This is a genomic window from Brevundimonas subvibrioides ATCC 15264 (assembly GCF_000144605.1).
Lineage (GTDB): Bacteria > Pseudomonadota > Alphaproteobacteria > Caulobacterales > Caulobacteraceae > Brevundimonas > Brevundimonas subvibrioides.
In genome coordinates this window covers 903,053-925,145 of sequence record NC_014375.1, presented here as the reverse complement: position 1 = coordinate 925,145, position 22,093 = coordinate 903,053, and the positions used below count along the sequence as shown (strand labels likewise).

At 69.2% G+C, this 22,093-nt stretch carries 30 protein-coding genes; 16 read left to right on the top strand and 14 right to left on the bottom strand.

All coding sequences use genetic code 11. The features are described from left to right. The first annotated feature begins 1 nt into the window (after position 1). Both BRESU_RS04640 and BRESU_RS04635 read left to right on the top strand, forming a co-directional pair. Positions 2-394: a membrane protein gene (locus BRESU_RS04640; RefSeq protein ID WP_013268346.1), complete on the top strand. Its 393-nt coding sequence runs from the start codon at positions 2-4 to the stop codon at positions 392-394. 55 nt (positions 395-449) lie between these two features. Beyond that, on the top strand, positions 450-734 hold the full coding sequence (locus tag BRESU_RS04635) for a GNAT family N-acetyltransferase (protein ID WP_013268345.1): 285 nt from the start codon (positions 450-452) through the stop codon (positions 732-734). Here BRESU_RS04635 and BRESU_RS04630 read toward each other — a convergent pair. Further along, on the bottom strand, positions 731-1,720 hold the full coding sequence (locus tag BRESU_RS04630) for an SDR family oxidoreductase (RefSeq protein WP_013268344.1): 990 nt from the start codon (positions 1,718-1,720) through the stop codon (positions 731-733). The genes BRESU_RS04635 and BRESU_RS04630 overlap by 4 nt on opposite strands. An 89-nt stretch (positions 1,721-1,809) precedes the next feature. Here BRESU_RS04630 and BRESU_RS04625 point away from each other — a divergent pair, with 89 nt between their 5' ends. Beyond that, a complete protein-coding gene (locus BRESU_RS04625) occupies positions 1,810-2,460 on the top strand; it encodes a DUF4126 domain-containing protein (RefSeq protein ID WP_013268343.1) in 651 nt (216 codons plus the stop codon). Here BRESU_RS04625 and BRESU_RS04620 read toward each other — a convergent pair. The 4 genes from BRESU_RS04620 to BRESU_RS04605 form a co-directional block, all read right to left on the bottom strand. Then, complete coding sequence (locus tag BRESU_RS04620; RefSeq protein ID WP_013268342.1) at positions 2,432-2,749, bottom strand: hypothetical protein; 318 nt, start codon at positions 2,747-2,749, stop codon at positions 2,432-2,434. The genes BRESU_RS04625 and BRESU_RS04620 overlap by 29 nt on opposite strands. 116 nt (positions 2,750-2,865) lie before the next feature. Next, on the bottom strand, positions 2,866-4,722 hold the full coding sequence (locus BRESU_RS04615) for a monovalent cation:proton antiporter-2 (CPA2) family protein (RefSeq protein WP_013268341.1): 1,857 nt from the start codon (positions 4,720-4,722) through the stop codon (positions 2,866-2,868). Positions 4,723-4,787: 65 nt separating this feature from the next. Then, positions 4,788-5,561, bottom strand: coding sequence for an exodeoxyribonuclease III (locus BRESU_RS04610; protein WP_013268340.1), 774 nt, complete (start codon positions 5,559-5,561; stop codon positions 4,788-4,790). Between the two features lie 5 nt (positions 5,562-5,566). Then, the gene (locus BRESU_RS04605) at positions 5,567-6,391 is read right to left on the bottom strand and encodes an alpha/beta hydrolase (RefSeq protein ID WP_013268339.1); all 825 of its coding nucleotides are present in this window, start codon (positions 6,389-6,391) and stop codon (positions 5,567-5,569) included. A 47-nt stretch (positions 6,392-6,438) separates the two neighbouring features. Here BRESU_RS04605 and BRESU_RS04600 point away from each other — a divergent pair, with 47 nt between their 5' ends. From BRESU_RS04600 to BRESU_RS04590, 3 genes are all read left to right on the top strand, one after another. Continuing rightward, on the top strand, positions 6,439-6,693 hold the full coding sequence (locus tag BRESU_RS04600; protein WP_013268338.1) for an Lrp/AsnC family transcriptional regulator: 255 nt from the start codon (positions 6,439-6,441) through the stop codon (positions 6,691-6,693). Between the two features lie 71 nt (positions 6,694-6,764). Further along, the gene (locus BRESU_RS04595; protein ID WP_013268337.1) at positions 6,765-7,943 is read left to right on the top strand and encodes an acyl-CoA dehydrogenase family protein; all 1,179 of its coding nucleotides are present in this window, start codon (positions 6,765-6,767) and stop codon (positions 7,941-7,943) included. A 4-nt stretch (positions 7,944-7,947) separates the two neighbouring features. Then, complete coding sequence (locus BRESU_RS04590) at positions 7,948-9,069, top strand: acyl-CoA dehydrogenase family protein (RefSeq protein ID WP_013268336.1); 1,122 nt, start codon at positions 7,948-7,950, stop codon at positions 9,067-9,069. Positions 9,070-9,096: 27 nt separating this feature from the next. On the opposite strand, the gene folB is transcribed toward BRESU_RS04590, so the two are convergent. The 3 genes from folB to BRESU_RS04575 all read right to left on the bottom strand — a co-directional run bounded on the left by folB (position 9,097) and on the right by BRESU_RS04575 (position 10,836). Then, positions 9,097-9,480: a dihydroneopterin aldolase gene (gene folB / locus BRESU_RS04585; RefSeq protein ID WP_013268335.1), complete on the bottom strand. Its 384-nt coding sequence runs from the start codon at positions 9,478-9,480 to the stop codon at positions 9,097-9,099. Positions 9,481-9,482: 2 nt separating this feature from the next. After that, positions 9,483-10,253 carry an SDR family oxidoreductase gene (locus BRESU_RS04580; protein ID WP_013268334.1) on the bottom strand — a complete coding sequence of 257 codons (771 nt, stop codon included), beginning with the start codon at positions 10,251-10,253 and terminating at the stop codon, positions 9,483-9,485. A gap of 262 nt (positions 10,254-10,515) precedes the next feature. Further along, positions 10,516-10,836 carry a hypothetical protein gene (locus BRESU_RS04575; RefSeq protein WP_013268333.1) on the bottom strand — a complete coding sequence of 107 codons (321 nt, stop codon included), beginning with the start codon at positions 10,834-10,836 and terminating at the stop codon, positions 10,516-10,518. 49 nt (positions 10,837-10,885) lie between these two features. On the opposite strand from BRESU_RS04575, the gene BRESU_RS04570 reads away from it, so the two are divergent. Genes BRESU_RS04570 through BRESU_RS04550 form a run of 5 tightly spaced genes read left to right on the top strand, consistent with a single transcriptional unit; the run spans position 10,886 to position 14,217 of the window. Then, a complete protein-coding gene (locus tag BRESU_RS04570; protein ID WP_013268332.1) occupies positions 10,886-11,356 on the top strand; it encodes an NUDIX domain-containing protein in 471 nt (156 codons plus the stop codon). 10 nt (positions 11,357-11,366) lie between these two features. Then, positions 11,367-11,816: a DMT family transporter gene (locus BRESU_RS04565; protein ID WP_013268331.1), complete on the top strand. Its 450-nt coding sequence runs from the start codon at positions 11,367-11,369 to the stop codon at positions 11,814-11,816. A 58-nt stretch (positions 11,817-11,874) separates the two neighbouring features. Then, positions 11,875-12,330, top strand: a complete 456-nt coding sequence (locus BRESU_RS04560) for a YkgB family protein (protein WP_013268330.1) — start codon at positions 11,875-11,877, stop codon at positions 12,328-12,330. Positions 12,331-12,362: 32 nt separating this feature from the next. Further along, positions 12,363-13,385: a UbiA family prenyltransferase gene (locus BRESU_RS04555; RefSeq protein WP_013268329.1), complete on the top strand. Its 1,023-nt coding sequence runs from the start codon at positions 12,363-12,365 to the stop codon at positions 13,383-13,385. Between the two features lie 13 nt (positions 13,386-13,398). Further along, complete coding sequence (locus BRESU_RS04550) at positions 13,399-14,217, top strand: DUF3298 and DUF4163 domain-containing protein (protein WP_013268328.1); 819 nt, start codon at positions 13,399-13,401, stop codon at positions 14,215-14,217. Position 14,218: 1 nt separating this feature from the next. Here the strand turns inward: BRESU_RS04550 and BRESU_RS04545 are convergent, their stop codons facing one another. The 4 genes from BRESU_RS04545 to BRESU_RS04530 form a co-directional block, all read right to left on the bottom strand. Next, positions 14,219-15,157 carry an alpha/beta fold hydrolase gene (locus BRESU_RS04545; protein ID WP_013268327.1) on the bottom strand — a complete coding sequence of 313 codons (939 nt, stop codon included), beginning with the start codon at positions 15,155-15,157 and terminating at the stop codon, positions 14,219-14,221. A gap of 32 nt (positions 15,158-15,189) precedes the next feature. After that, entirely contained in the window at positions 15,190-15,387 is a 198-nt protein-coding gene (locus tag BRESU_RS04540) for a helix-turn-helix transcriptional regulator (protein ID WP_013268326.1), read from the bottom strand. Further along, a complete protein-coding gene (locus BRESU_RS04535) occupies positions 15,387-15,788 on the bottom strand; it encodes a hypothetical protein (RefSeq protein ID WP_013268325.1) in 402 nt (133 codons plus the stop codon). Before BRESU_RS04535 ends, BRESU_RS04540 begins: the two co-directional genes overlap by 1 nt. A 78-nt stretch (positions 15,789-15,866) precedes the next feature. Next, positions 15,867-16,235 carry a lysozyme inhibitor LprI family protein gene (locus BRESU_RS04530; protein ID WP_013268324.1) on the bottom strand — a complete coding sequence of 123 codons (369 nt, stop codon included), beginning with the start codon at positions 16,233-16,235 and terminating at the stop codon, positions 15,867-15,869. Positions 16,236-16,304: 69 nt separating this feature from the next. Between BRESU_RS04530 and BRESU_RS04525 the strand changes: the two genes are divergently transcribed. Continuing rightward, the gene (locus BRESU_RS04525) at positions 16,305-16,751 is read left to right on the top strand and encodes a fatty acid desaturase (protein ID WP_083777522.1); all 447 of its coding nucleotides are present in this window, start codon (positions 16,305-16,307) and stop codon (positions 16,749-16,751) included. 78 nt (positions 16,752-16,829) lie between these two features. On the opposite strand, the gene BRESU_RS04520 is transcribed toward BRESU_RS04525, so the two are convergent. Further along, positions 16,830-18,383, bottom strand: a complete 1,554-nt coding sequence (locus tag BRESU_RS04520) for a M61 family metallopeptidase (RefSeq protein ID WP_013268323.1) — start codon at positions 18,381-18,383, stop codon at positions 16,830-16,832. A gap of 211 nt (positions 18,384-18,594) precedes the next feature. Between BRESU_RS04520 and BRESU_RS04515 the strand changes: the two genes are divergently transcribed. The 3 genes from BRESU_RS04515 (at position 18,595) to BRESU_RS04505 (ending at position 21,023) form a co-directional block, all read left to right on the top strand. Next, on the top strand, positions 18,595-18,939 hold the full coding sequence (locus BRESU_RS04515) for a hypothetical protein (RefSeq protein WP_013268322.1): 345 nt from the start codon (positions 18,595-18,597) through the stop codon (positions 18,937-18,939). A 96-nt stretch (positions 18,940-19,035) separates the two neighbouring features. Next, the gene (locus BRESU_RS04510; protein WP_218915400.1) at positions 19,036-20,328 is read left to right on the top strand and encodes an ABC1 kinase family protein; all 1,293 of its coding nucleotides are present in this window, start codon (positions 19,036-19,038) and stop codon (positions 20,326-20,328) included. 32 nt (positions 20,329-20,360) lie between these two features. After that, positions 20,361-21,023, top strand: coding sequence for a class I SAM-dependent methyltransferase (locus BRESU_RS04505; RefSeq protein WP_013268320.1), 663 nt, complete (start codon positions 20,361-20,363; stop codon positions 21,021-21,023). Here BRESU_RS04505 and BRESU_RS04500 read toward each other — a convergent pair. Next, positions 21,016-21,618: a type 1 glutamine amidotransferase domain-containing protein gene (locus BRESU_RS04500; protein ID WP_013268319.1), complete on the bottom strand. Its 603-nt coding sequence runs from the start codon at positions 21,616-21,618 to the stop codon at positions 21,016-21,018. The genes BRESU_RS04505 and BRESU_RS04500 overlap by 8 nt on opposite strands. Positions 21,619-21,719: 101 nt before the next feature. Here BRESU_RS04500 and BRESU_RS04495 point away from each other — a divergent pair, with 101 nt between their 5' ends. Beyond that, positions 21,720-22,070, top strand: a complete 351-nt coding sequence (locus BRESU_RS04495) for a hypothetical protein (RefSeq protein WP_156796107.1) — start codon at positions 21,720-21,722, stop codon at positions 22,068-22,070. The last annotated feature ends 23 nt before the right edge of the window (positions 22,071-22,093 follow it).

Genomic DNA, 22,093 nt, shown 5'->3' with positions numbered 1-22,093 from the left:
AATGTCCGATACGTCCCAGCCCCGCCTCGCGCCCGGTCACGAGGCCGAGGGCAAGCCCGCCGCCCTGATCGCCTGGGGCCTCTACATTTTGTCGATCCCCAGCGCGAACGTGCTGGTGCTGGTCGGACTGGTCGTGGCCTACGCCGCACGGGGCAGCGCCACGGGCCTGCCGCGCCAGCATATCGAGGCGCAGATCGCCCTGTTCTGGTCGGTGTTCTGGTGGACCATCGCCACCTGGGTCCTGATCGTCATCAGCGCCTTCGCCTCGATCGTGCTGATCGGCATCCCGTTCCTGCTGCTGTTCCTGGCGCTGTGGTTCCTCCTGAGCGTCTGGTTCACGGTCAAGAGTGTGCTGGGCCTGCTGGCGCTGCTCGGCGATCGTCCGCCGGCCTGAGGCGGAACGACCGCACCCGGCGCGGGTTTTCCCGTTTCAGCCAGGAGCGCATCGCATGTCGGACTTTCAGGACCTCGCCGCCGATCAACGCTACGAACAGACGTTCGAGGACGGCACGACCACGGGCCGCGTCTGGGCCGACTATGCCGACAGCTCGGGCGGCCGCGCCATCCTGCACGTCGAGGCCGAGGACGCGTTGCGCGGATCCGGTGCGGCCGGAAAGTTTATGCAAAGCCTGGCGGACCACGCGCGCGAAAACGGCACCCGGCTGATCCCGCGCTGCAGCTATGCCGTCGCCTGGTTCAAGCGCCACCCTGACCAGGCCGACGTGCTGGCCTAGCCTCCCGCATAGCCCCCGATGATCGGCAGGACCTCGCCGGTGATGAAGCTCGACATCTGGGGGGAGGCCAGGAAGACATAGGCGGGGGCGATCTCTTCCGGCTGGGCCGGGCGTTTCATGACCGTGTCCGCCCCGAACGTCGCCACGTCTTCCGCCTGTTTGTCGGCGGGGTTCAGAGGGGTCCAGACCGGGCCCGGCGCGACCACATTCACGCGGATGCCGCGCGGCGCCAGATGGGTGCCCAGCGATCGCGCGAAGGCATGGATCCCGCCCTTGGTCATCGAGTAGTCCAGCAGGTCCTTGTTCCCCAGCAGGCCCGTAACGGAACCGGTCATCACGAACGATCCGCCCGACTTCATGTGCGGGACGGCCGCCTGGGCCAGGTTGAAATAGCCGTAGAGATTGGTCTTCAGCGTCCGGTCGAAATGCTCGAACGTCAGATCCTCGAAGGCCTCCACATGCTCCTGGAAGGCCGCGTTGGGCACCACCACGTCCAGCCGCCCGAAGGCCTTGATCGTTTCGGCCACCGCCATCTTCGAGAACGCCGGATCGGCCACGTCGCCTTTCAGCACGATGGCTCGACGGCCCTCGGCCTCGACCGCGCGCTTGGTCTCGGCGGCGTCTGCGTCCTCATCCAGATGGCAGATGACGATGTCGGCTCCTTCGCGCGCGAACAGCACCGCGACGCCCCGGCCGATCCCGGAGTCCGCGCCGGTGATCAGGGCTGCGAACCCCTCCAGCTTGCCCGACCCCTTCCAGAACGGCGCATCGTACAGGGGCGCGGGGTCCAGCGCCGCCTCGTCGCCCGGCTTGGTCTGGTGCTGCTTCGGGAAAGGCGGTTCGGGATACTTGCGGGCGCCCGCCTGGACCGCGCCGCCCGAGGTGTCGTCGCCCCGCCCTTCCCTGGCTTTCGCGTCGATCCCGGCCTGAATGGCCCGTTCGTTTTCGGCGGTGTCTTCGGCGGCGGGGGTGAAGCGGTCGTCCATGGGGCTCTCCTGGGTCTGACCCCCAGAAAGTCTGCGGACCCCCGGCCGGTTCCGGCGCATTATGGTCACAGCGAACGAGAGGGCTCCCCATGAACGGCATCGACATTCCCGATCTGGGCGCGGCGGCAGGCCCCTTGCAGACCTGGGTCCTGCCCGCCCTGCTGGGCCTCGGGCTGGCCTCGGCGACGGGTCTGCGGACCTTTCTGCCCCTGCTGATGCTGGCCCTGGCCGCCCGATTCGGGCTGTTCGGCATCGATCTGAACGACCAGATGGCCTGGCTGGCCGACTGGCCAGCCATCTCCGCGCTCGGCATCGCGGCGGTGGTGGAGTTCGCGGGCGACAAAATCCCCGTCGTCGATCACGGGCTGAACGTGCTGGGATCTTTCACGCGGCCGGTCGCCGGCGCAGTCGCGGCGGGCAGCGTCTTCGCGGGGCTGGACCCGACGACGGCGGCCATCGCCGGGGTCATCGTGGGAGCCCCGACAGCCTTCGCCTTCAATGCGGCCCAGGGCGGAGCGCGGCTGACCTCGACCGCGACCACGGGCGGCATCGGCAATCCGGTCCTGTCCCTGATCGAGGACGTGCTCAGCTTCGCGACCGTGATGCTGGCGTTCCTGGTGCCGGTCCTGGTGCCGGTGCTGATGGTCGTGCTGGCCGTGCTGGTCTTCCGCCTGGCGAAACGGCTGCGCGCGCGCCTCTATGCCGATCCGGTCAGATCGCCCGGGACACGATCGCCTTGATGCTCCCGGCCTTGGACGGCAGGTCCTCGGCCAGGCGGGAGGCGATCTCGCGCGCTCCGACCGGATAGGCGTCGCCGCCCTTGGCGATTTCCTCGGCCATGGTCGCGGCCTCGAGCAGCAGGCGTTCCAGCGCCTCGACCTGTTCGACGGCAAGGGCGCGGGCCTCGGCCTGCAGCCGCTGGACGCGTTCGGCCGTCGTCTGGGGCGCGCGCATCATGTCGTAGATCTCAGCCTCGGCGGACACCAGGCGAAGGTCGGGCTTCTTGGGGGTGTTCGTGGTCTTGGGCATCGTCTGTCTCCTGACCGAAAAACGAACAGGCCCCGTCCGGGTTTCACGGTTACGCCGGGCGGCCACGCTTCTCGATCAAGCTGTGCCGAAACCGCCACAGTCAGGGTTGCGGCCGGTCAGCCCTGTTCCTGCTGGCGCTCTTCCATTTCCTCGGCAGTCATCATGCCGGCCGCCTCCTCGTTCAGCGCGCGGCCCTCGCGGCGGGGCTTCACATAGGGTGCCGGTTCCGGCGTCGTGGCGTTGCCGCGCGACAGGTCGCGGCCCGCTTGGATCCCACCCGCGACCTGCAGGGTCAGCCGTTCATAATCCCGACGACGCGCATCCTCGACGGCTTCCCGCGCCTCCTCGTCCGAGAAGCCCAGGTCCATCAGGACGTGCTCGCTGAACGCCAGCGCGCTCTCGAAGGTCTCGCGGATATGGTACTCCACGCCCGCCTTGATCAGCCGGATCGAGTGACCCCGGTCATAGGCGCGCACGAACAGCTTGGTCAGCGGGAACTCGGACTGGACCAGTTCGACGATCCGGTCCGCCGTCTCGGCCTTGTCGACGCAGACCAGGATACTCTCGGCGTCCGCCGCGCCCGAGGACCTCAGCACGTCCAGCCGCGCCCCGTCGCCGTAGTAGACCTTGAAGCCGAAGTTGCCGGCGGCCTTGATCATGTCCACGTCGATGTCGACGATCGAGACGTCGACGTCGCGGGCCAGCAGCGGCTGACAAACGACCTGGGCGAAGCGGCCGAAGCCGATGACCAGCACCCGCTCCTGCAGGTTGCGCGCCTCCTCGACCCCCTCCAGAGACACCGTCTCGCGCGACTTCAGCCGGTCTGCGACCAGCATTCTCAGGGGTGTCAGCGCCATCGACAGGATGACCACGGCCGAGGCGATGGCCCCGGTGCGGGCGTCGAACAGGCCGGCGGCCAGCGCCGCGGCATAGAGGACGAAGGCGAACTCGCCCCCCTCGCCCATCAGCGCGGCCCGCTTCAATGCTTCCGGATGACCGGCCTTCATGAACCGGGCGACCGAATAGACGCCGATCATCTTGGCCCCCATGAACGCCACGACGCCGCCCAGCACCAGCGGCCAGTCCCGCGCGACCACGCTCAGGTCCAGCGACATACCGACGCTGAGGAAGAAGAGGCCCAGCAGGATGCCCCGGAAGGGCTCCACATCGGCCTCCAGCTGGTTGCGGAAGGTCGATTCCGACAGCAGCACCCCGGCGAGAAAGGCCCCCATGGCCATCGACAGCCCGCCCAGGTCCATGGCCCAGGCCGCGCCCAGCACCACCAGCAGCGCGCCAGCCGTCATCACCTCGCGCCCGCCGTACCGGGCCAGCAGACGGAAGGCCGGGTTCAGCGCCCAGCGTCCGATCACATAGACCGCAGCCACGGCCGCGATGGCGAAGCCCACGGTCATCCAGATCGGCTGGGGGTCCTCGATGGCGGTGCCGAACTGGCCGGCCAGGATGGCGACGACGGCCAGCAGCGGCACGATGGCCAGATCCTCGAACAGCAGGATGGAGACGACCCTCTGGCCGTCGTTCTCGTTGTTCTCGTTCCGCTCTTCCAGCAGCTGCATGACGATGGCGGTGGACGACAGGGCGAAGCCCGAGCCGATGATCAACCCGGCGTACCAGGGCAGGCCGAAGGCGATGGCGGCGGCGGTCAGCAGGCTGGCGCAGACCACGACCTGCAGGGCGCCGAGACCGAAGATCTCCTTGCGCAGGCTCCACAGCCGGGCCGGGCGCATCTCCAGCCCGATGATGAACAAGAACATGACGACGCCCAGTTCGGCGACGTGCAGCACGGACTCCGTGTCCTGGATCATGCCGATGCCGAACGGGCCGATCACCAGGCCCGCCGCCAGATAGCCGAGCACGGCGCCCAGCCCGAAACGCTTGAACAGCGGCACGGCGAACACCGTGACGGCCAGCAGGGCCACCGCCTGCCCCAGACCCATTCCCGTCGGTTCCGCCATCGTCCGCCCCTGCTGCGAAGCCCTATAGTGGCGTCACAGTGTCGCGATTGCGAGGGGCGGCCCGGTCAGTTGCGCAGTTCGATCCAGGCGGGCGCATGATCGCTGGCCTTTTCGCGGCCGCGCACCCCGGCATCCACCCCGGCATCGACCAGTCGTCCGGCCGCCTGAGGGTTCAGCAGCAGGTGATCGATCCGCAGTCCCGCGTTGCGGCTCCAGCCGTCCCGGAGATAGTCCCAGAAGGTGTAGACGGCCTCGTGCGGAAACCGTTCGCGCAGGGCATCGGTCCAGCCGTCGTCCAGCATGCGGGCAAAGGCGGCGCGGCTTTCGGGCTGCAGCAGGGCGTTCTTCTTCCACGACCGGCTGTCGTAGATGTCGGCCTCGGTCGGCACGACGTTGTAGTCGCCGGCCAGCACCACCGGAGCCTCGGTATCGAACAGGGTGCCGGCGTGGGCGATCAGCCGCTCGAACCAGGCCAGCTTGTAGTCGAACTTGGGCCCCGGCTGCGGATTGCCGTTGGGCAGGTACAGGCAGCCGACGAGCACCCCGTTGACGGCCGCCTCCAGATACCGGCTCTGGACGTCCTTGCGATCGCCCGGCAGGGCGCGGCGAGTGACCACGGGCGGACCGTGGCGGCTCAGGATGGCCACCCCGTTCCACCGCGCCTCGCCCACCCAGGCGGCGTGATAGCCGGCCTCTTCGATCGCGCCCTCGGGAAACCGGTCCTGCGGCGCCTTCAGCTCCTGCAGACAGGCGACGTCGGGCTGCGTCCCGGCCAGCCACTCCAGCAGGTTCGGCAGCCGGCTGTTGATGCCGTTGATGTTGAAGGTCGCGATCCGCACAGGCCCTAGCCCGCCCGGGCCAGGTCCACGATCCGCCGGACCAGCGCGTTGTCCGGATCGGTGAGCGGCTCCAGCACGGTGAAATGGTTCAGTCCGGGCGGGGCCTCGAACCGGGTCTCGACACCCTTCCCGCCCCAGTGGTCGGCCATGGCGCGCGACTGGCGGATGAACTCGGACGTCTCCGCCCCGCCGACCACGCAGTCCAGCACCGTGCCGCCCGGCGTCGATCCGTCGGGGGCCGGCCAGTGGATCGGGGACAGGGCCGCCGCCTCGCGCGCATCCAGCCGCAGGGCCGCATTGATCGAGGTCGGGATCAGGGGGGCCAGGTCGAACACGCCCGAGATCGCCACCGCCGCCGAGGCCCGCCCCTGGCTGAGCAGACAGGCCGCCAGATGGCCGCCGGCGGAGTGTCCGAAGACCACGGGCCGCCGCCCTCCGCGGGCGCGGATCAGATCGGCCACCGCCTCCATCTGGCGCACGATCGCGCCCAGCCGGACGTTCGGGCACAGGTCGTAGGACGGAACAGCCAGGCTGACCCCGTGGGCCAGAAAGGCCGGGGCGAGCCCGCTGAACCAGTCCTTGTCCAGCGCCTGCCAGTAGCCGCCGTGGATGAAGACGACGATCGGGGCGTCCGGGCCTGCCTCGAACAGATCCATGACCTCGCGGTCGCCCAGCCCGTAGGCGACCGTCGTCGGGGGATGGGCCGCGCGGGCCGCCTCGGCCGCCGCCTTCCAGCGGCCCATAAGCACGGGGTGGTCGGGTACGGCGGCCCGGTTGTTGTACTCGGCTTCAAGCCATTCAGGCGAAGAACTGGGGGGCTTATCGGTCACGCCTGCATCCGCTACGACACCCGCGAACAGCCGGGAGCCTTTGCGCCATGATGACCGCCATCTTCGTCTTCATCAAATGCGAGCTGGGCCACGCCAACGACGTTGCCGCCGACATGGTCGACAATGTCGAGAACGTCTCGGAGGTCTATTCGACCTCTGGCCAGTACGACCTGCTGGCCAAGTTCCAGCTGCCGAAGGAGATGGACATCGGCACCTTCGTGACGAAGTCGGTCCAGACCCGGCCGCACATCCGCGACACGTTTACCGTCATCACCTTCTCGCCGTTCCTGCCGTCGAAGTGACGCTACGTCAGCGCATTTTCTTTGCTAACCTGATCGCCTGAGACGCACCCGAAGACGTCAGGGAGACGACCATGGCCGATCTGGACACCTTCCGCAGCGAAACGCGCGCCTGGCTGGAGGCGAACTGCCCGGCCGAATGCCGCGGCCCCATCGACAGCGACGAGGACCGCGTCTGGGGCGGGCGCGACGCGACCTTCAAAACCCCGGCGCATCGGCGCTGGATGGACGTCATGGGCGAACGCGGCTGGACCGCGCCGGAATGGCCGACCGAATACGGCGGCGGGGGCCTGAGCCGCGAGGAGGCCAAGGTGCTGGCCAGCGAGATGCGCCGGATCGACGCCCAGTCGCCGCTGTCGTCCTTCGGCATCTGGATGCTGGGCCCGGCGCTGCTGCAGTTCGGCACCGAGGCGCAGAAGAAGCGCTTCCTGCCCGAGATCGTGCGCGGCGAGATCCGCTGGTGCCAGGGCTATTCCGAACCGGGTGCTGGCTCCGACCTCGCGGGCCTGCAGACCCGGGCCGAGGACAAGGGCGACCACTGGATCGTCAACGGCCAGAAAGTCTGGACCTCTTATGCCGACAAGGCCGACTGGATCTTCTGCCTGGTCCGCACCGACCCGGAGGCGCCCAAGCATCTGGGCATCTCTTTCGTCCTGTTCGACATGGCCACCCCCGGCGTGTCGACCAGGCCGATCACCCTGATCAGCGGCAAGTCCCCCTTCTGCGAGACCTTCTTTGACGACGTCCGGGTGGAGAAGGAGAACCTCGTCGGCACGCTGAACCGCGGCTGGGACGTGGCGAAGGCCCTGCTGGCCCACGAACGCACCATGATCGGCGGCATGGGCGACATGGGCCGTCCCATGGGTCACGTCGCCGTCGACTCCATCGGCCTGGACGACGCGGGCCGCCTCGACGAGCCGATGCTGCGCACGAAGATCGCCGAACTGGACATCGATGTCGCCGCCTTTCGCCTGTCGATGGAGCGGGTCGGCGACCAGGTGAAGGCCAAACAGGTCTCGCCCGCCATCGCTTCCATGCTGAAATACTACGGCTCGGAGCTGAACAAGCGCCGCCACGAACTGGCCATGGCCGCCGGGGGGTCGGACGCGCTGGAGTGGGAAAGCGACCGGTCGCGCAAGGGCACCGCCGCCCGCGACTGGCTGCGCACCAAGGCCAATTCCATCGAGGGCGGGACCAGCGAGGTTCAGCTGAACATCATCGCCAAACACCTGCTGCAGCTGCCGGGAGCCTGAGCCCATGCCTCTGATCCTGACCGAAGAGCAGACCATGCTGAAAGAGGCCACCGACGGCTTCCTCAGCGAAAACGCGCCCATCGCCCACCTGCGCCAGCTGCGGGACTCCAGGGACGCCGACGGCATTTCCCGCGACCTGTGGAAGGCGTTCGGAGAGATGGGTTTCGCCGGTGTCATCATCCCGGAAGAGCACGGCGGCTCGGGCCTCGGCGCGGTCGAGGCGGGCATCGTGGCCGAGGGGCTGGGCCGGACCCTGACCCCGTCTCCCTTCTTCGGCTCGTCCATTCTGGCCGCCCGCATCCTGATCGACGCCGCCTCGGCCGAGCAGCAGGCGGCCTGGCTGCCCCGGATCGCGGCGGGCGAGGCCATCCTGTCGCTGGCGCTGGACGAAGGCCCCAAGCATCAGCCGTCGCGCATCGCCACCACCGCCGAGCGCAGCGGCAACGGCTTCAGACTGAACGGGGCCAAGGGCTTCGTGCTGGACGGCCATATCGCTGATGCCCTGATCGTCGCCGCGAAGACCGAGGCGGGCACGACCCTGTTCCTGGTCGATGCGAAGACCTCGGGCGTCGAGATCGAGCGCACCGTGATGGTCGACGCCCACAACGCCGCCCGTATCGTCCTGACCGATGTCCAGGTCGATGCCGACGCCGTCATCGGCGCGGTCGACGGCGGCGAGGCGGCTCTGGACGGCGCGCTCAACCTCGGCCGCGCCTGCGCTGCCGCCTGTCTGACCGGCGCGGGCGATCAGGCCTTCCTGTCGACTGTCGAATACCTGCGCGGGCGCAAGCAATTCGGCAAGGCGATCGGCGAGTTCCAGGCCCTGCAGCACCGCGCCGCCCACCTGTTCACCGAGCTGGAACTGGCCAAGGCGGCGGTCATCGGAGCCCTGCAACGCCTCGATGCGGGGGCCGACAAGGCCGACCTCGCCGTCTCCGTCGCCAAGGCCAAGGCCGGCAAGGTCGCCGAGCTGGCGGTCCAGGAGGCCGTCCAGATGCACGGCGGTGTCGGCATGACCGACGAGTACGACGTCGGCCTCTATATGAAGCGCGTCCGGGTGCTGAACGAGCTGCTGGGCGACGCCGGCTTCCATGCCGAGAAACTGGCCCGGGCCGGCGGCTACTGACCCCCGGGCAGCCTCGGCCCGGACCGTCTAGCGGACGTAGCGAAGCTCGCAGCCGGCCCCGGCGGCCGCGTCCAGCGCGCCCGGCTTGTCGACCCGCACCGTGACCGCCCGCACGCGCGGGTCGGTCAGGCAGTCCAGCGCCAGCCGCTCTGCGAAGGTCTCGACCAGGCCGACGTGCCCCTCCGCCACGATGCGCCGGCAGGCGTTGGCAACGGTCTCGTAGTTGATGGTGTCGGACAGGCCGTGCACCTCGACGGGGCCCAGCTCCAGCCGCACGTCGATCAGCAGGGTCTGCAGCCGGCCGTGCTCGTGGTCATAGACGCCGATCCCGGCGTCGACCTTCAGACCTTCGACGAAGATGGTCAGACCCTCGCGGCGGGGCGCGGACGAAGGCTGGGGGGACTGGGACACGCTCAGGACTCCGGCAGGATATCGGGCGTCTGCCACGCCAGGTGCTGGCCGCCGTCGACGGCGATCATCTGGCCCGTTACGGAGCGGGCCTTGACCAGATAGAGGACGGCCTCCGCGATCTCCTCGGGCGAAGCACCGTGACCCAGCGGGACGGCCGCGGCCTCGGCCTCGAAGTCGGCGTCCGACTGGTGGATCGATTTCAGGGTGGGGCCCGGTCCGACGCCGTTCACGCGGATGCGCGGAGCCAGCGCCTGGGCCAGGGTGCGGGTCGCCCACCACAGGCCGTTGCGGGAAATCGCATAGGAGACGAAGCGCGGATCGGGTTTCAGGACCCGCTGGTCCAGCAGATTGACGATGGCCGCGCCGTCGGGGGCCTGGGCGGCAAAGGCCTCGGCCAGCACGACGGGCGCACGCAGGTTGGTCTCAAGGTGGATGTCCCAGGTCTCTCGCGTCAACGATCCTACACGGTCGTCCTCGAACACCGAGGCGTTGTTGACCAGGACCGACAGCGGTCCCAGAGCGGCCGTGGCGGCGGGGATCAGGGCGCGGACCTGGACCTCGTCCGTCAGGTCGGCAGAGACCACGGTCGCCCGACGACCCAGCGCGCGCACCTCTGCGGCGACGGCTTCGGCGTCGTCCTTCGACTCGCGATGATGGATGGCCACGTCATGGCCACGGCAGGCGAGCGCCAGCACGATGGCGCGACCGATGCGGCGCGCGCCGCCAGTGACCAGCGCCGCGCCCGGGACCGCCCCCTGGGGCGTGTCAGTCAACCCGGCCGAACTCGAACGCGTTGATGGCGGCGAGGACGACGACGAAACCGATGATGATGCCGAGGGCGATCATGGAACTCTCCTGTTCAGCGGAGCCATAGAGCGAGGACGCCGATGGTTCAAGGCGGCACAACAGCCCGAACGGTCAGGCGGGCTGCGGCGTTCCCCCGCCCTCGATGCGCGCGAGCAGCGCGTTACGGCAAGACTGCGATCAACGCCGTTGTGAAGGCAGGGTCCGGGTGAGTCCGTCCGGCCGTTTCCATCAGCGGGCGACCTGGGACCACGTGAGGACAAGGCAGGCGACCGGCCAGGCGGCTGCGACCATCGCGGCCCAGTAGCGGCGTCGGGCGTGAAGGACCCAGGCCATGATCGGGCTGATCACCAGACCCACATAGCCGAGGGTGACAGTCCAGTACCACGCCCCTGACATCTCGCCGTTGCGGAATGCGTCCTGGGCGAAGAGCACGGCCAGACTGCCGACACACACTCCGCCGACGGCGAGAAAGGTCGATAGCGCCAGCCAAAGCGTGGCCACTTCGCGATAGTTCGCAGGATCGCTCAGCGTCCGGAACACAGCGGGCACGGCGGACTCCGAATGGCCAAGTGACGACGACCTCGATACACCCGATTCCATGGCCTGGCGCACCCGAATCGAGCCGTTTACCCGTCCGCTGTTCTTCGCCTTTTCTCGGGCGACACGGGGCATGACCTTGGGCGTGCGGGCTGTCGCCGTCGACGACCGGGGTCGGGTCATGCTGGTGAAACACACCTATCTTGCGGGTTGGTGGCTGCCGGGGGGCGGAGTCGACCGGGGCGAGACCTGTCTGGACGCCGCCGCCCGCGAACTGTTCGAGGAGACGGGTCTGCGGGCCACCGAGCCGGGCCGGCTGCTGTCGCTGCATTCCAACGAGCGGTTCTTTCGCGGGGATCACGTCGCGGTCTATCGCTTCGAGGCCTTCACGCCCGGTGACCTGACCCATCACGGCGAGATCGCCGAGACCGGCTGGTTCGATCCGCTGGACCTGCCCCACGACGCCCACCGGTCCACCGTCGCGCGCATGGCCGAGATCTTCGGCGGCGCGCCCGTCGATCCGAACTGGTAGAGGCCCCGCCATGAACTTCGCCCCCTATATCGCCATGCTGGCCGTCGTCCTGGCCGGCGGCGCGACGGCGCTGCAGGCCCCGACCAACGCGCGGCTCGCCCAGGCCGTCGCCAGCCCCGTCAATGCGGCCTTCATCTCCTTCGCGGTCGGGACGGCGGCGCTGGGGATCGTAGCGGCCATCCTGCACACGCGGCCGGACATGGTCGCGACCCGGGGCCTGCCCGCCTATGCCTGGTTCGGCGGACTGTACGGCGCGATCTTCGTCGTGGCGGCGGCCTGGGCCGTGCCCCGGCTGGGGGTCGCGATGACCATCACCCTGATGGTGGCGGGCCAGTTGCTGCTGAGCCTGGTGCTCGACCATTTCGGCGCCCTGGGCGTGCCGCAGAACCCGATCAGCCTGACGCGCGTCGCCGGGGTCGCCCTGGTCATCGCCGGCGTCCTGCTGGTCCGGCGGGGCTGAGGCTGTAACCCTTTCGCGGGTCGGGACGTAGCGGGGCTGACCTGTCCGGAGCCCGCCCATGACCACGCCGTCCGCCCTCGATGCCCGCGCTGCCCTGCGTGTGGCGGTCGTGCTGATTTTCCTGGTCTTCGGCTACATGAAGTTCCTGCCCTATGAGGCCGAGGGCGTGCAGGGCATCGCCGCCACCTACTGGCTGTTCGGCTGGATGTATCCGCTGCTGGGGGTCCAGGGCGCGTCGAACGTGATCGGAATCCTCGAGGTCTCGGCCGGGGTGCTGATCGCGCTGGGCGGCCGGTTCCCGCTGGCCGGGCTGGTCGGCGGGCTGATGGGGGTGGCGACCTTCCTGGTCACCCTGAGCTTCTTCTTCACCGCCCCGGGCATCGTCGAGCCGGGCTATGCCTTCCCGGCGCTGGGCGGGACGGGTCAGTTCCTGGCCAAGGACATCGGCCTGCTGGCCATCTGCGTGTTCCTGGCGCTCGACGCGCGGCAAAGACTGACACAAGCGACGACCTGACGAAGCGGCGCGGGGATGCTATCGCGCGTCCCATGTCCACGCCCCTTCCCGATGCCGGTCGAAACTGGGTCGATGCCCGCGCGCCCGAGGCCCTGAAGCCCTGGCTGAAGCTGGGCCGGTTCGACCGGCCGATCGGCATCTGGCTGCTGTTGCTGCCGGGCTGGCAGGGGATCGCGCTGGCGCTGGCGCATTTTCGGCTGGTTCCGTCCACGTATGTTCTGTGGCTCATCGTCGGCTTCGGTCTCGGGGCTTGCCTGATGCGGGCGGCAGGGTGCGCGTTCAACGACATCGTCGATCGCGACATCGATGCGCGGGTCGCCCGCACGGCGGCGCGGCCGATCCCGTCGGGCCGGATCAGCGTGAAACAGGCCTGGGCATTCCTGATCGCGTGCAGTCTGATCAGCCTCGTCATTTTGCTGACGTTGGACTTGGCGGCGCTGCTGCTGGGAATCGGGTCGTTGGCGCTGGTCGCGGCCTACCCGTTCATGAAGCGGATCACCTGGTGGCCGCAGGCGTGGCTGGGGCTGACGTTCAACTGGGGAGCGCTGATGGGCTATGCGGCGGCGACCGGCGGTCTTCCTATGGCAGTCTGGGCATTCGAAGAACTCCGGCTTCCGGAGGGTCAGTTCTTCTACGAGTACGGAGCGGCGCAAGGGTTTACGGGCGACATGACCGTGGCAGCCGTCCTGCTCTACCTCGGCGGCGTGTTCTGGACGCTCGGCTACGACACCATCTACGCCCTGCAGGACATCGAGGACGACGCCATGGTCGGGGTGAAGTCCACCGCCCGGCGGCTGGGCAAGGACGTCCGGCGGGGCGTGGCGCTGTTCTATGGGCTGGCGACCCTGTGCGCGGCGGCGGCGGGGCTCGCGGCCGGGCTCGGCGCGGGCTTCTTCGTCGTACTGGTCGCCTATGCCGCCCACCTCGCCTGGCAGGTGCGGACGCTCGTGCCTGAGGACGGAGCCCTGGCCCTCCGGCTGTTCAAGTCCAACCGCGAGGCCGGATTGATCCTGCTGGCGGCGATCGCCGCGGGTGGGCTAACACTCTCGCTCTGAACCGGAGATCGTCATGACCGTCCCCATCCGTGTCCTCGTCATCAGTCTGGCCTTGAGCGCCACCCTGGCCGGGTGCAATCGCGACAAGCCCGCCGAGACCGCCGCCACCGCGCCCGCCGCCGGGGCTCTGGTCACCCCGGCCGAGGCGGCCGCGCCGATGGCCTATGAGTCCAAGACGCCCTATGCCGAGGTCAGCCTGAGCCTGCCCGTCGCCCTCAAAACCCAGCCCGACCTGCACGCCGCCCTCTATGCCCGCACCGTCGCGGACCTGCGCGAGTTCACCGAGGGTGCCCAGGCCGACCGGACCGAGGCCGGGGGCGATCCTGGCATGGGGCCCTACGACAAGTCGATCGAGGTCACGCCGGGGGCCGAGACCGGCAAGCTGTTTAGCCTGGTCCGCACCGACAGCGAGTTCACCGGCGGGGCACACCCCAACGCGTCCTTCCTGTCGATCCTGTGGGACAAGGCGCTGAAGCGCGAGATCACGGTCGCCGACCTGTTCACCAAGGGAGCCAATCTGTCGGCGCTCGACACCGCCCTGTGCGCCGCCATCAATGCCGAGAAGAAGAAGCGCGATCCGGCGGCCCAGACCGTGTCCCTGACCGGCGGCGACTGGACCTGCCCCAGGGCCGCGACCACGCCCTTCGTGCTGGCGCAAGGCGTGACGCCGGGCAAGGCGGGCGGCCTGGTCTTCCTGATCGCCCCCTATCTGGTCGGCCCCTATGCCGAGGGCACCTTCGAGATCACCGTGCCGCAGAGCGCGTTCCGCGGCCTGGTCGCCCCGGCCTATGCGGATGAGTTCGGCGGCGAGCCCAAGCCCGCCGCCGCCTGAACTATTTCAGAAAATCATCCACCAGCTGATCGAACCGCGCCGGCTGGTCGGCCATGATGAAGTGGCGGCTGCCGTCGACGGCAATCAGGGTGACGCCGGGCAGGCTCGCGTATTCCTGCGTCCACAGGCCCTGCGCCATCGCGGGCGGCGGGCCGCCGTCGGCGTCGGTGGCATAGACCGCCGTCACGGGCGTGGCCATGTTCGCCAGCCCAGGTCGGGCGTCGGTGGTCATGACGTCGGTCAGGGCCGCCGCCAAAGCCTGACGGTCGCTGGCCATCGACCATGCGACCATGGTTTCGCGCATGGCCGGATCGCGGGCCAGGCCCATGGCGGACTGGGCCTGCTGCGATCGGAACGTGGCGTCGTCGGCGGCGAGCATTCCCGAGGCGAAGCGCGCCGCGAACGGACGGGCGGATTCGGCCGTCGCCGTCGGGCCGAAGATGGCGCTGTAGAACGGCAGGGCATCGACGATCATCAACCGGCCGACGCGGTCCGGATGCTGCTGGGCCAGCAGCAGGCCCGACAGGCCGCCCATGGAATGGCCGATGACGGCGGGACGGTCCAGACCGGCCTCGGCGATGTAGCGGGCCAGGTCGTCGACCTCCGGCTGGACGAACGGTCCGTCGCTATGGCTCCAGGGCTCGCCTGCGAACCCGGCCAGCTGGACCAGATGCACCCGGTGCGTCGCGGCCAGCCGGGTGGCCAGGGGCCGCCAGACCTCGCGCGAGGAGGCCAGCCCCGGGATCAGGATGACGTCGGGTCCGGTGCCGATCACCTCGACCGACAGCCGGTCGGAGCTGAAGGGGGCCGTCTGGGCGGCCCGGAAGGGTTCGGCCTTCGCCTCGTGCTGGCCCACGCTGCAGGCGACGACGATGGCGACGATGACCGGGAACCAGGCAAGGGGGCGCCGGCACCGCGGAAAGGCGGTCTGAAAACGCATGGTGATGTCCTTCGGGGTTAGCCTGACGGGTGTCAGGCGTGGGGATTGTCGAAGATGGCCTCGACCGGCTGGCCGAAGACCGCGGCGATCCGGTAGGCGAGGTCGAGGGAGGGGTCGTGTTTCTCGGTCTCGAGGGCGTTGACCGCCTGTCGCGAGACGCCCAGCGCCTGACCCAGCTGTTCCTGGGTCCAGCCCCGCGACGTGCGAAGGTCTCTCAAGGTGTTCCTCATCAGCGCGTGTTCTTGATGAAGGGGGAGATCAGGCCGAACAGGCCCCAGAACAGGATGTAGACGATCCAGCCCGGCGCGTGCGGGGCACCACCATAGCTCTCCATGAAGCCCCAGCCGGCGAACAGCGCCATGGCCAGGCCCGAGGCGACGATGAACCGCTTGGCGGTCAGGGCGCGGACGAACTCGTCGCTTTCGTTGATCAGCGACAGGGTGGCCCAGACCTGCCCCGCGACCGGGGCGGCGACGATGAGGCCCAGCGCCAGTCCGGCGGGCTTGCCGATGATCTCATCGAACGCCCCGAAGATGGCGGCGACGTTGACGGCCACATACCCCGCCATGAAGCAGTTGGTGCGGATGACATAGCGTTTGTGGGCGGGATCCCAGGTCTTGGGCAGTTGCATGATCGCTCTCCGATGTAAGGCCTACCTTACATCGGACTGATGTCATGTCAACCTGACTTTTGTCAGGTCAGGCTGACGTCAGAACGGCCCTTGGCGGACGACCGTCTGGAACACCGCCTCCAGCCGCTGGGTCCGCGCGCGGTAGGACCGGGCGATGCAGGTGACGTTGCCGCCGCACCGGCCCCGCTCCCGCAGCCAGGCGGTCTGGCTGTCGCGCAGGTCGCCCCGCATGCCCATGCCGACCAGCTGGAGGACCAGGGTGTAGGTCGTGCTCATCCTCACGTCGGCGTCTTCCAGCGCACGATTGCCGCAGATGGCGACCTCGTCGGCCCGGCGGGCGCGGGTACAGTCGAAACTGGCCGCCTGGGCACCCGGCCCGACCGGCACCAGGGCCCCCGCCCCCATGACGCCGGTAAACAGGACAACTGCTGCAAGACCGCTGCGCATGATCGAGGCTCCATGGGTCGCGCCAGCCCGACGCTTTGACGATCTGGCCACGGGGCCTAATCTGGGTCAATGGCCGCCGCCCCCCGCATCTCGCCGACCGAGCTGTTCTCGCCCGGGGATTGGGCCCCGTTCCGGGAGAAGTCCGCCTGGAAGGGGCCGAGCCTCGCCGCGGTCTGGCGGGCCTATTTCGCGCTGTGGCTGCTGCCGATGGCGACCTGGTTTCCGCTGGTCACCCGCCTGAGGAACATCGCCGAGCACGCCTGCGTCGAGAACTCGGCCACCGACCCCTTCCGCGCCGCCCGGACCACGCGCGCCGCCTGGTGGGAACGCGCCTTCATCGCCCCCTACTGGGTCAATTTCCACGCCGAGCACCACCTGTTCATGCACGTCCGCTGCGACAGGCTGCCGGCACTGCACCGGGCCCTCGTCGAGAAGGGCCATGGCGACCGCATGGAGATCGCGCCCGGCTATCTGTCGGTGCTGCGCGAAGCGACGGCGCGCAAGCGGACGCTCTGAAAGTCCATCAGGACGGGAAGCGGTCGTCGCTGGAGGATGGTCTCCTTCGCGCCGCAGCCTCGCACGGAGGATTGGGCCCTACCATCCGGCGAGCCCTGGCCCGCCGCATCCCCGGCCGGCCTGCGCCGACACGATCCATCGGTACCCCTCGATCGGCGCGCCCGCGTTTTCGTAGATTGCAGGTTCGGCGGCCAGGCAGGGGGCCAGCATTCCGGGCGGCGGGATGAGCGTCTCAGTGCCCTGCAACACGACGGCGTCGAACCGGGCGGCGGACCCCGGGCCCGCTTCCCGCTCAACGATTTCGCGCCAGGCCGTATTGTCGAAGCGTTCGCCTGCGTCGCGGCGGACGAAGACCTCGCGCATCACAGTATCCAGATCGCGCCGGCCGTCCGAATACGTCCGGACCCGGGCGTCCAGAGCCGCGAAATACAACTGGCCACGCACATACGGCAGGCGGCGGACCCGGGGGTCGTCGAAGCCGACCGAGGCGATCCGTTCCGCCGACCAGTTCCGGGCCGGGTTGGTGTAATACTCCTCCGCCGCCTGGTTGATCTCCCGCACATAGCCCTCGAGCGTGATGTAGCCACCGCGCAGCTGCAGCTGCGAGGTGTAGTGGGACGTGAGCCCCTCGGCGAACCAGCCCTGCTCCCACCGGGGCCCCTCGATACCCCCGACGAAGCCGTGGATCATCTCATGGACGAGGGTCCGCTTCGGGACCTCGACCACCTCGTCGGAGCGGAGCGGTCCGCGCGAGAACAGGAAGCTGTTCGTCATCGCCGTGCCGCCGCCGAAGGGGGGTGTCGCCAGCACCCGCACGAAGACACGATAACGGGGGGCCTCTGTCTGAAAAAAGCGCGCGAGGTCCGCGTAGACCCGCCCCGACCAGGCCATGGTGTCTTCCACATCCCACGGCGGACGCCCTAGCCAGGTGGCGCTGAAGCCGTCGGCATCTCCGGTCGCGGGATATCGGCCCGCCGGGCCCGCCATGTACCAGCCCTTGAGCAAAGCGTCGGGCGCGCCCGCCAGGTCGAAGTCGCCGTCTCCAAACGAGGAGGCCGCAAGGGACCGGGCGTCAAAGCCTCCGAGCTCCCAGTGGATACGGCTCCGACCGACCCCGGCATTGTCTGGCAGCAGCAGGAAAGACGATCCGGCCCCGCTGACGCCACCCGCGGACGGCCGAATGCCGAGGGGAGGCCCGCCGCGCGCGCCGGCTGGCTGCACAAGGGCGGAGTAGGAGACCCTGACCGGGAAGCGGACGCCGCGATCCGCGCGCCAGCGTCGATAGTAGGGAGACCCGCCCGGCGCGACGGGATCGTCGAAGACGGTCAGGACGACGGGGCCGTCAGCGTCCTCGACCTTCAGGTCGATCATCCGATCCGCGATGCCCTCGACGGTGTCGTAGACCACGGGGGCGACGAGGCTGAACGCCTCGCCCGCCGGCAGGACGCCGTCCTGGATGACATAGCGGACTTCTATCGCCTCGACCTCGCCGCCGGACAGTCGGGGCCTCAGAACCGCCGAGAGGGTTGGGGTCGTGCTCACCGAAACCTGGACCGGAACCGACGTCGCGCAGCCGCCGATCAGGGCCATCAGAACCAGGACCAGGGCAGACAGGCTCGCTGATCGGGTCATGACGCTTACTCCAGAATGACGGTCTGTCATGGCCGTGAGGACGCGTCCACCTCGCAGCGCGTCCCCGCGGCCGATCGGGCTTGCAGGCCACCTGCTGGAACCTGACACGCCCCCGCCGGGCGGTTGCCGCCTGGCTCCGGGCGGCGAATAGTGAGGGGACCGGGGGCGATGTCGACGTCCCGGGAGCCGCCAGCAGCAGGATGCCGACCTTATGACCCCGACTTCCTTCGCCACCATCGAAGATGCCGTGACCCGATGCCAGCAGGGCCCCGTCGGTCTGTGCGCCACCCTGTCGGTGGAGGGCGACGACGCCCTCTGGGTCCAGTACGTCGACGGCCAGGCCAATATGGCCTCTCACGCCACCGACTGGCCCGACGGACTGGTGGCGTCGCTGGGCGGGGGCACGATCGTGGCCTTCGAGCCGCGCCAGTATCTCACCGTCGACCTGGCCGTCACCCACGCCGCCGGGATCGCCCGCTGGATCGAGGCCTATTTCACCCAGCGCCTGGGCGTCGGCGACGATGCCGTGATCGTGGCCAAGGTCGAACAGATCTGACCGGCTGACCGACCCGGCGGTCATGCCGCATTCCGGTTCGCCCGCGCTCGGCCCATCTGTGCGTCCATGCGAGCGCCTTCATCAGCCCCACGCGGAATGGCCGTCCCCAGCGGGCGCCTGTCCCGTCTCGCCCGCTTCGGCGGGCTGGCCTCGGGCGTGGCCGGCGGCATGCTGGCCGAAGGGGCCCGGCAGTTCAGCCAGGGCCGGCGACCGACCGTCGGCGACCTGCTGCTGACCCCCGCCAACGCGGTGCGCGTGACCGAACAGCTGGCCCAGCTGCGCGGTGCGGCCATGAAGGTGGGTCAGCTGATCTCCATGGACGCCGGCGAGATGCTGCCGCCCGAGTTGTCCGACATCCTGTCGCGCCTGCGCGCCGACGCCCGGCCCATGCCCCAGGTCCAGCTGAAGGCGGCCCTGAACCGCCGCTGGGGCCGGGGCTGGGAGGCACGCTTTCATCGCTTCGACTTCGACCCCATCGCCGCCGCCTCGATCGGCCAGGTGCACCGCGCCCTGACGCTGGAGGGCGAGGACCTGGCCATCAAGGTCCAGTATCCCGGGGTCCGGAACAGCATCGACAGCGACGTCGACAATGTCGCCACCCTGCTGCGGATCTCGGGCCTGCTGCCGCGCGAGCTGGACGTCACCCCCCTGCTGGGCGAGGCCAAGCGTCAGCTGCACGAGGAGGCCGACTACGAGCACGAGGGCCGGCATCTGGCGCGCTTCGGAACCCTGCTCGCCGGCCATGCGGACTTTGCCGTCCCCCGGCTGCACGCCGACCTGACCCGCCCCGACGTCCTGGCCATGACCTATCTGGCCGGGGGCCCGGTCGAGGACCTGATCGCCGCGCCACAGGCCGAGCGGGACCAGGTGGCGACCGCCCTGATGCAGCTGCTGCTGCGCGAATTGTTCGAGTTCGGCCTGATGCAGACCGATCCGAACTTCGCCAACTATCGGCACGACTCCACCACGGGACGGATCGTCCTGCTGGATTTCGGGGCGACGCGCGAGATCCGGCCGGAGGTGGCGGAGGGCTATCGCATCTTCCTGAGGGCCGCGCTCGACGAGGACCGCGACGGGGCCATCGAGGCGGCGCGGCGGATCGGCTTCTTCGACGAGCGGGCGCTGAACAAGGATCGCGCGGGGCTGGAAGCGATGTTCGATCTGGCCATGGCCCCGTTCCAGTCCACCGAGCCCTTCGACTTCGGTGACACCGCCGTGGTCGGCCATCTGCGGACGCGCGGCATGACCTTCGCCGAGGACCGCGCCGTCTGGCACATCCCGCCGATCGACACCCTGTTCATCCAGAGGAAGCTGGGCGGGATCTATCTGCTGGCCGCCCGGTTGAAAGCGCGCGTCGACGTCCGCGCGATTTTGCGGCCCTGGCTCTAGCCCGGCCCGGCTCGAGGGCGCACAGGCTGCGCATGGCCATCGCCGACCCGTCCGCCTTCATCCTGGCCAACACCCGCCTGCAGGCCGTGCCGCACACGCCGGAGATCCGGCTGTGGCTGGCCGACGAGATCACACCCATCTGGCGCATGACCGAGGAAGAGCTGGGCGAGCTCGGCCTGCCTCCGCCGTTCTGGGCCTTCGCCTGGTCGGGCGGACAGGGGCTGACGCGCTGGCTGCTGGACACCCCGGACGAAGTGGCCGGCAAATCCGTGCTGGATTTCGCCACCGGTTCGGGACTGGTCGGCATTGCCGCGATGAAGGCGGGGGCGACCCGCGTCCTGTGCGCCGACATCGATCCGTTCTGCGGCGCGGCGGTCGCGCTGAACGCGCAAGCCAACGGCGTCGAGGTGGCCTTCACCGAGACCGATCTGCTGGATGTCGATCCGCCGGAGGTCGACGTGATCTGCGCGGGTGACGTCTGTTACGAAAAGCCGATGACGGATCGGGTCATGGCCTGGCTGAGGCAGGCCCGGCGGCAGGGATCGCGCGTCCTGATCGGCGATCCCCACCGGACCTACTTCCGCGCCGAGGGCCTGACCTTCCTCGCGGAATATCAGGTCCCCACGACGCGGGAGCTGGAAGACTTTGCCATCAAGCGATGCTCGGTCTTCAGCCTGGATGCGACCTCTAGCTGAAGCTGGCCGCAGGGGTCCGGTCGCTGGACCGGCTCGCCCCGCCATGGCCGTGGCGACCCTCAGCGATCTCCTCGATCATCTTGGCGTTGAAGGCGGGCAGATCGTCGGGGCTGCGGCTGGTCACCAGCCCGTCGTCGACCACGACCTCCTCGTCCACCACCTCGGCCCCGGCGTTGCGCAGATCGGTACGGATGGTCTTGAAGCTGGTCAGGCGACGCCCCTCGACCACGCCCGCATCGATCAGCAGCCAGGGCGCATGGCAGATGGCGGCAACCGGCTTGCCGGCATCGAAGAAGGCGCGGATGAAGGCCAGCGCGGTGTCATCGACCCGCAGCTGGTCGGGGTTGGCCACGCCGCCCGGCAGCAGCAGGGCCTGATAGTCGGCGGCGTCGGCGTCCGACAGCGGTCTGTCGACGGGAATCTTGTCCCCGGGCGTCAGGTGGTTGAAGCCCTGAATGGAGCCGGCCTTGGGCGAGATGACCTCGACCGTCGCACCGGCGGCCTTCAGCGCCTTGACCGGGTCGAGCAGCTCGATCTGCTCCACGCCGTCGGTCGCGAGGACGGCGACGCGCTTGCCAGAGAGGGACTGGGACATGGATTGGCCTTTCCGTTGAATGAGGCCGGTGAAACAGGCGTCGGTGCCCAAGGTTGCGGCCACGCTTGGCGTCTGCGGCCTTCGGACCCATGTTTCCTTCCATGAAGACGCTCCTGCTCCTTCCCGCTCTCGCCCTTCTGACCGCCGCCGGAGGCACCATGGCCCAGACACGCATCCCCGGTCCCTTCGCGGGTGCCTCGGTCGCGGACCAGCATCGCTACGAGACCGAACGGCTGCGACAGCGGTCCCAGGATCAGGCGGCCTTCGCGCGGCAAACCCAGCTCGGCGCCCGGCTGACGCAGCAGGATCTTCGGGCCGCCCGGGCCCCCGAACCCTACATTCCCCTGCAGCCTCTGGTCCCCCAGACGCCAGAGGCCGCCCGTCGCGATCGCGAGGCCACGGTGTCGGGCGTGACCCAGATCGACGACTGGCTGGCGCGCACGCCTCGATAGTCGCGTCCGGCGACTGCATCCCT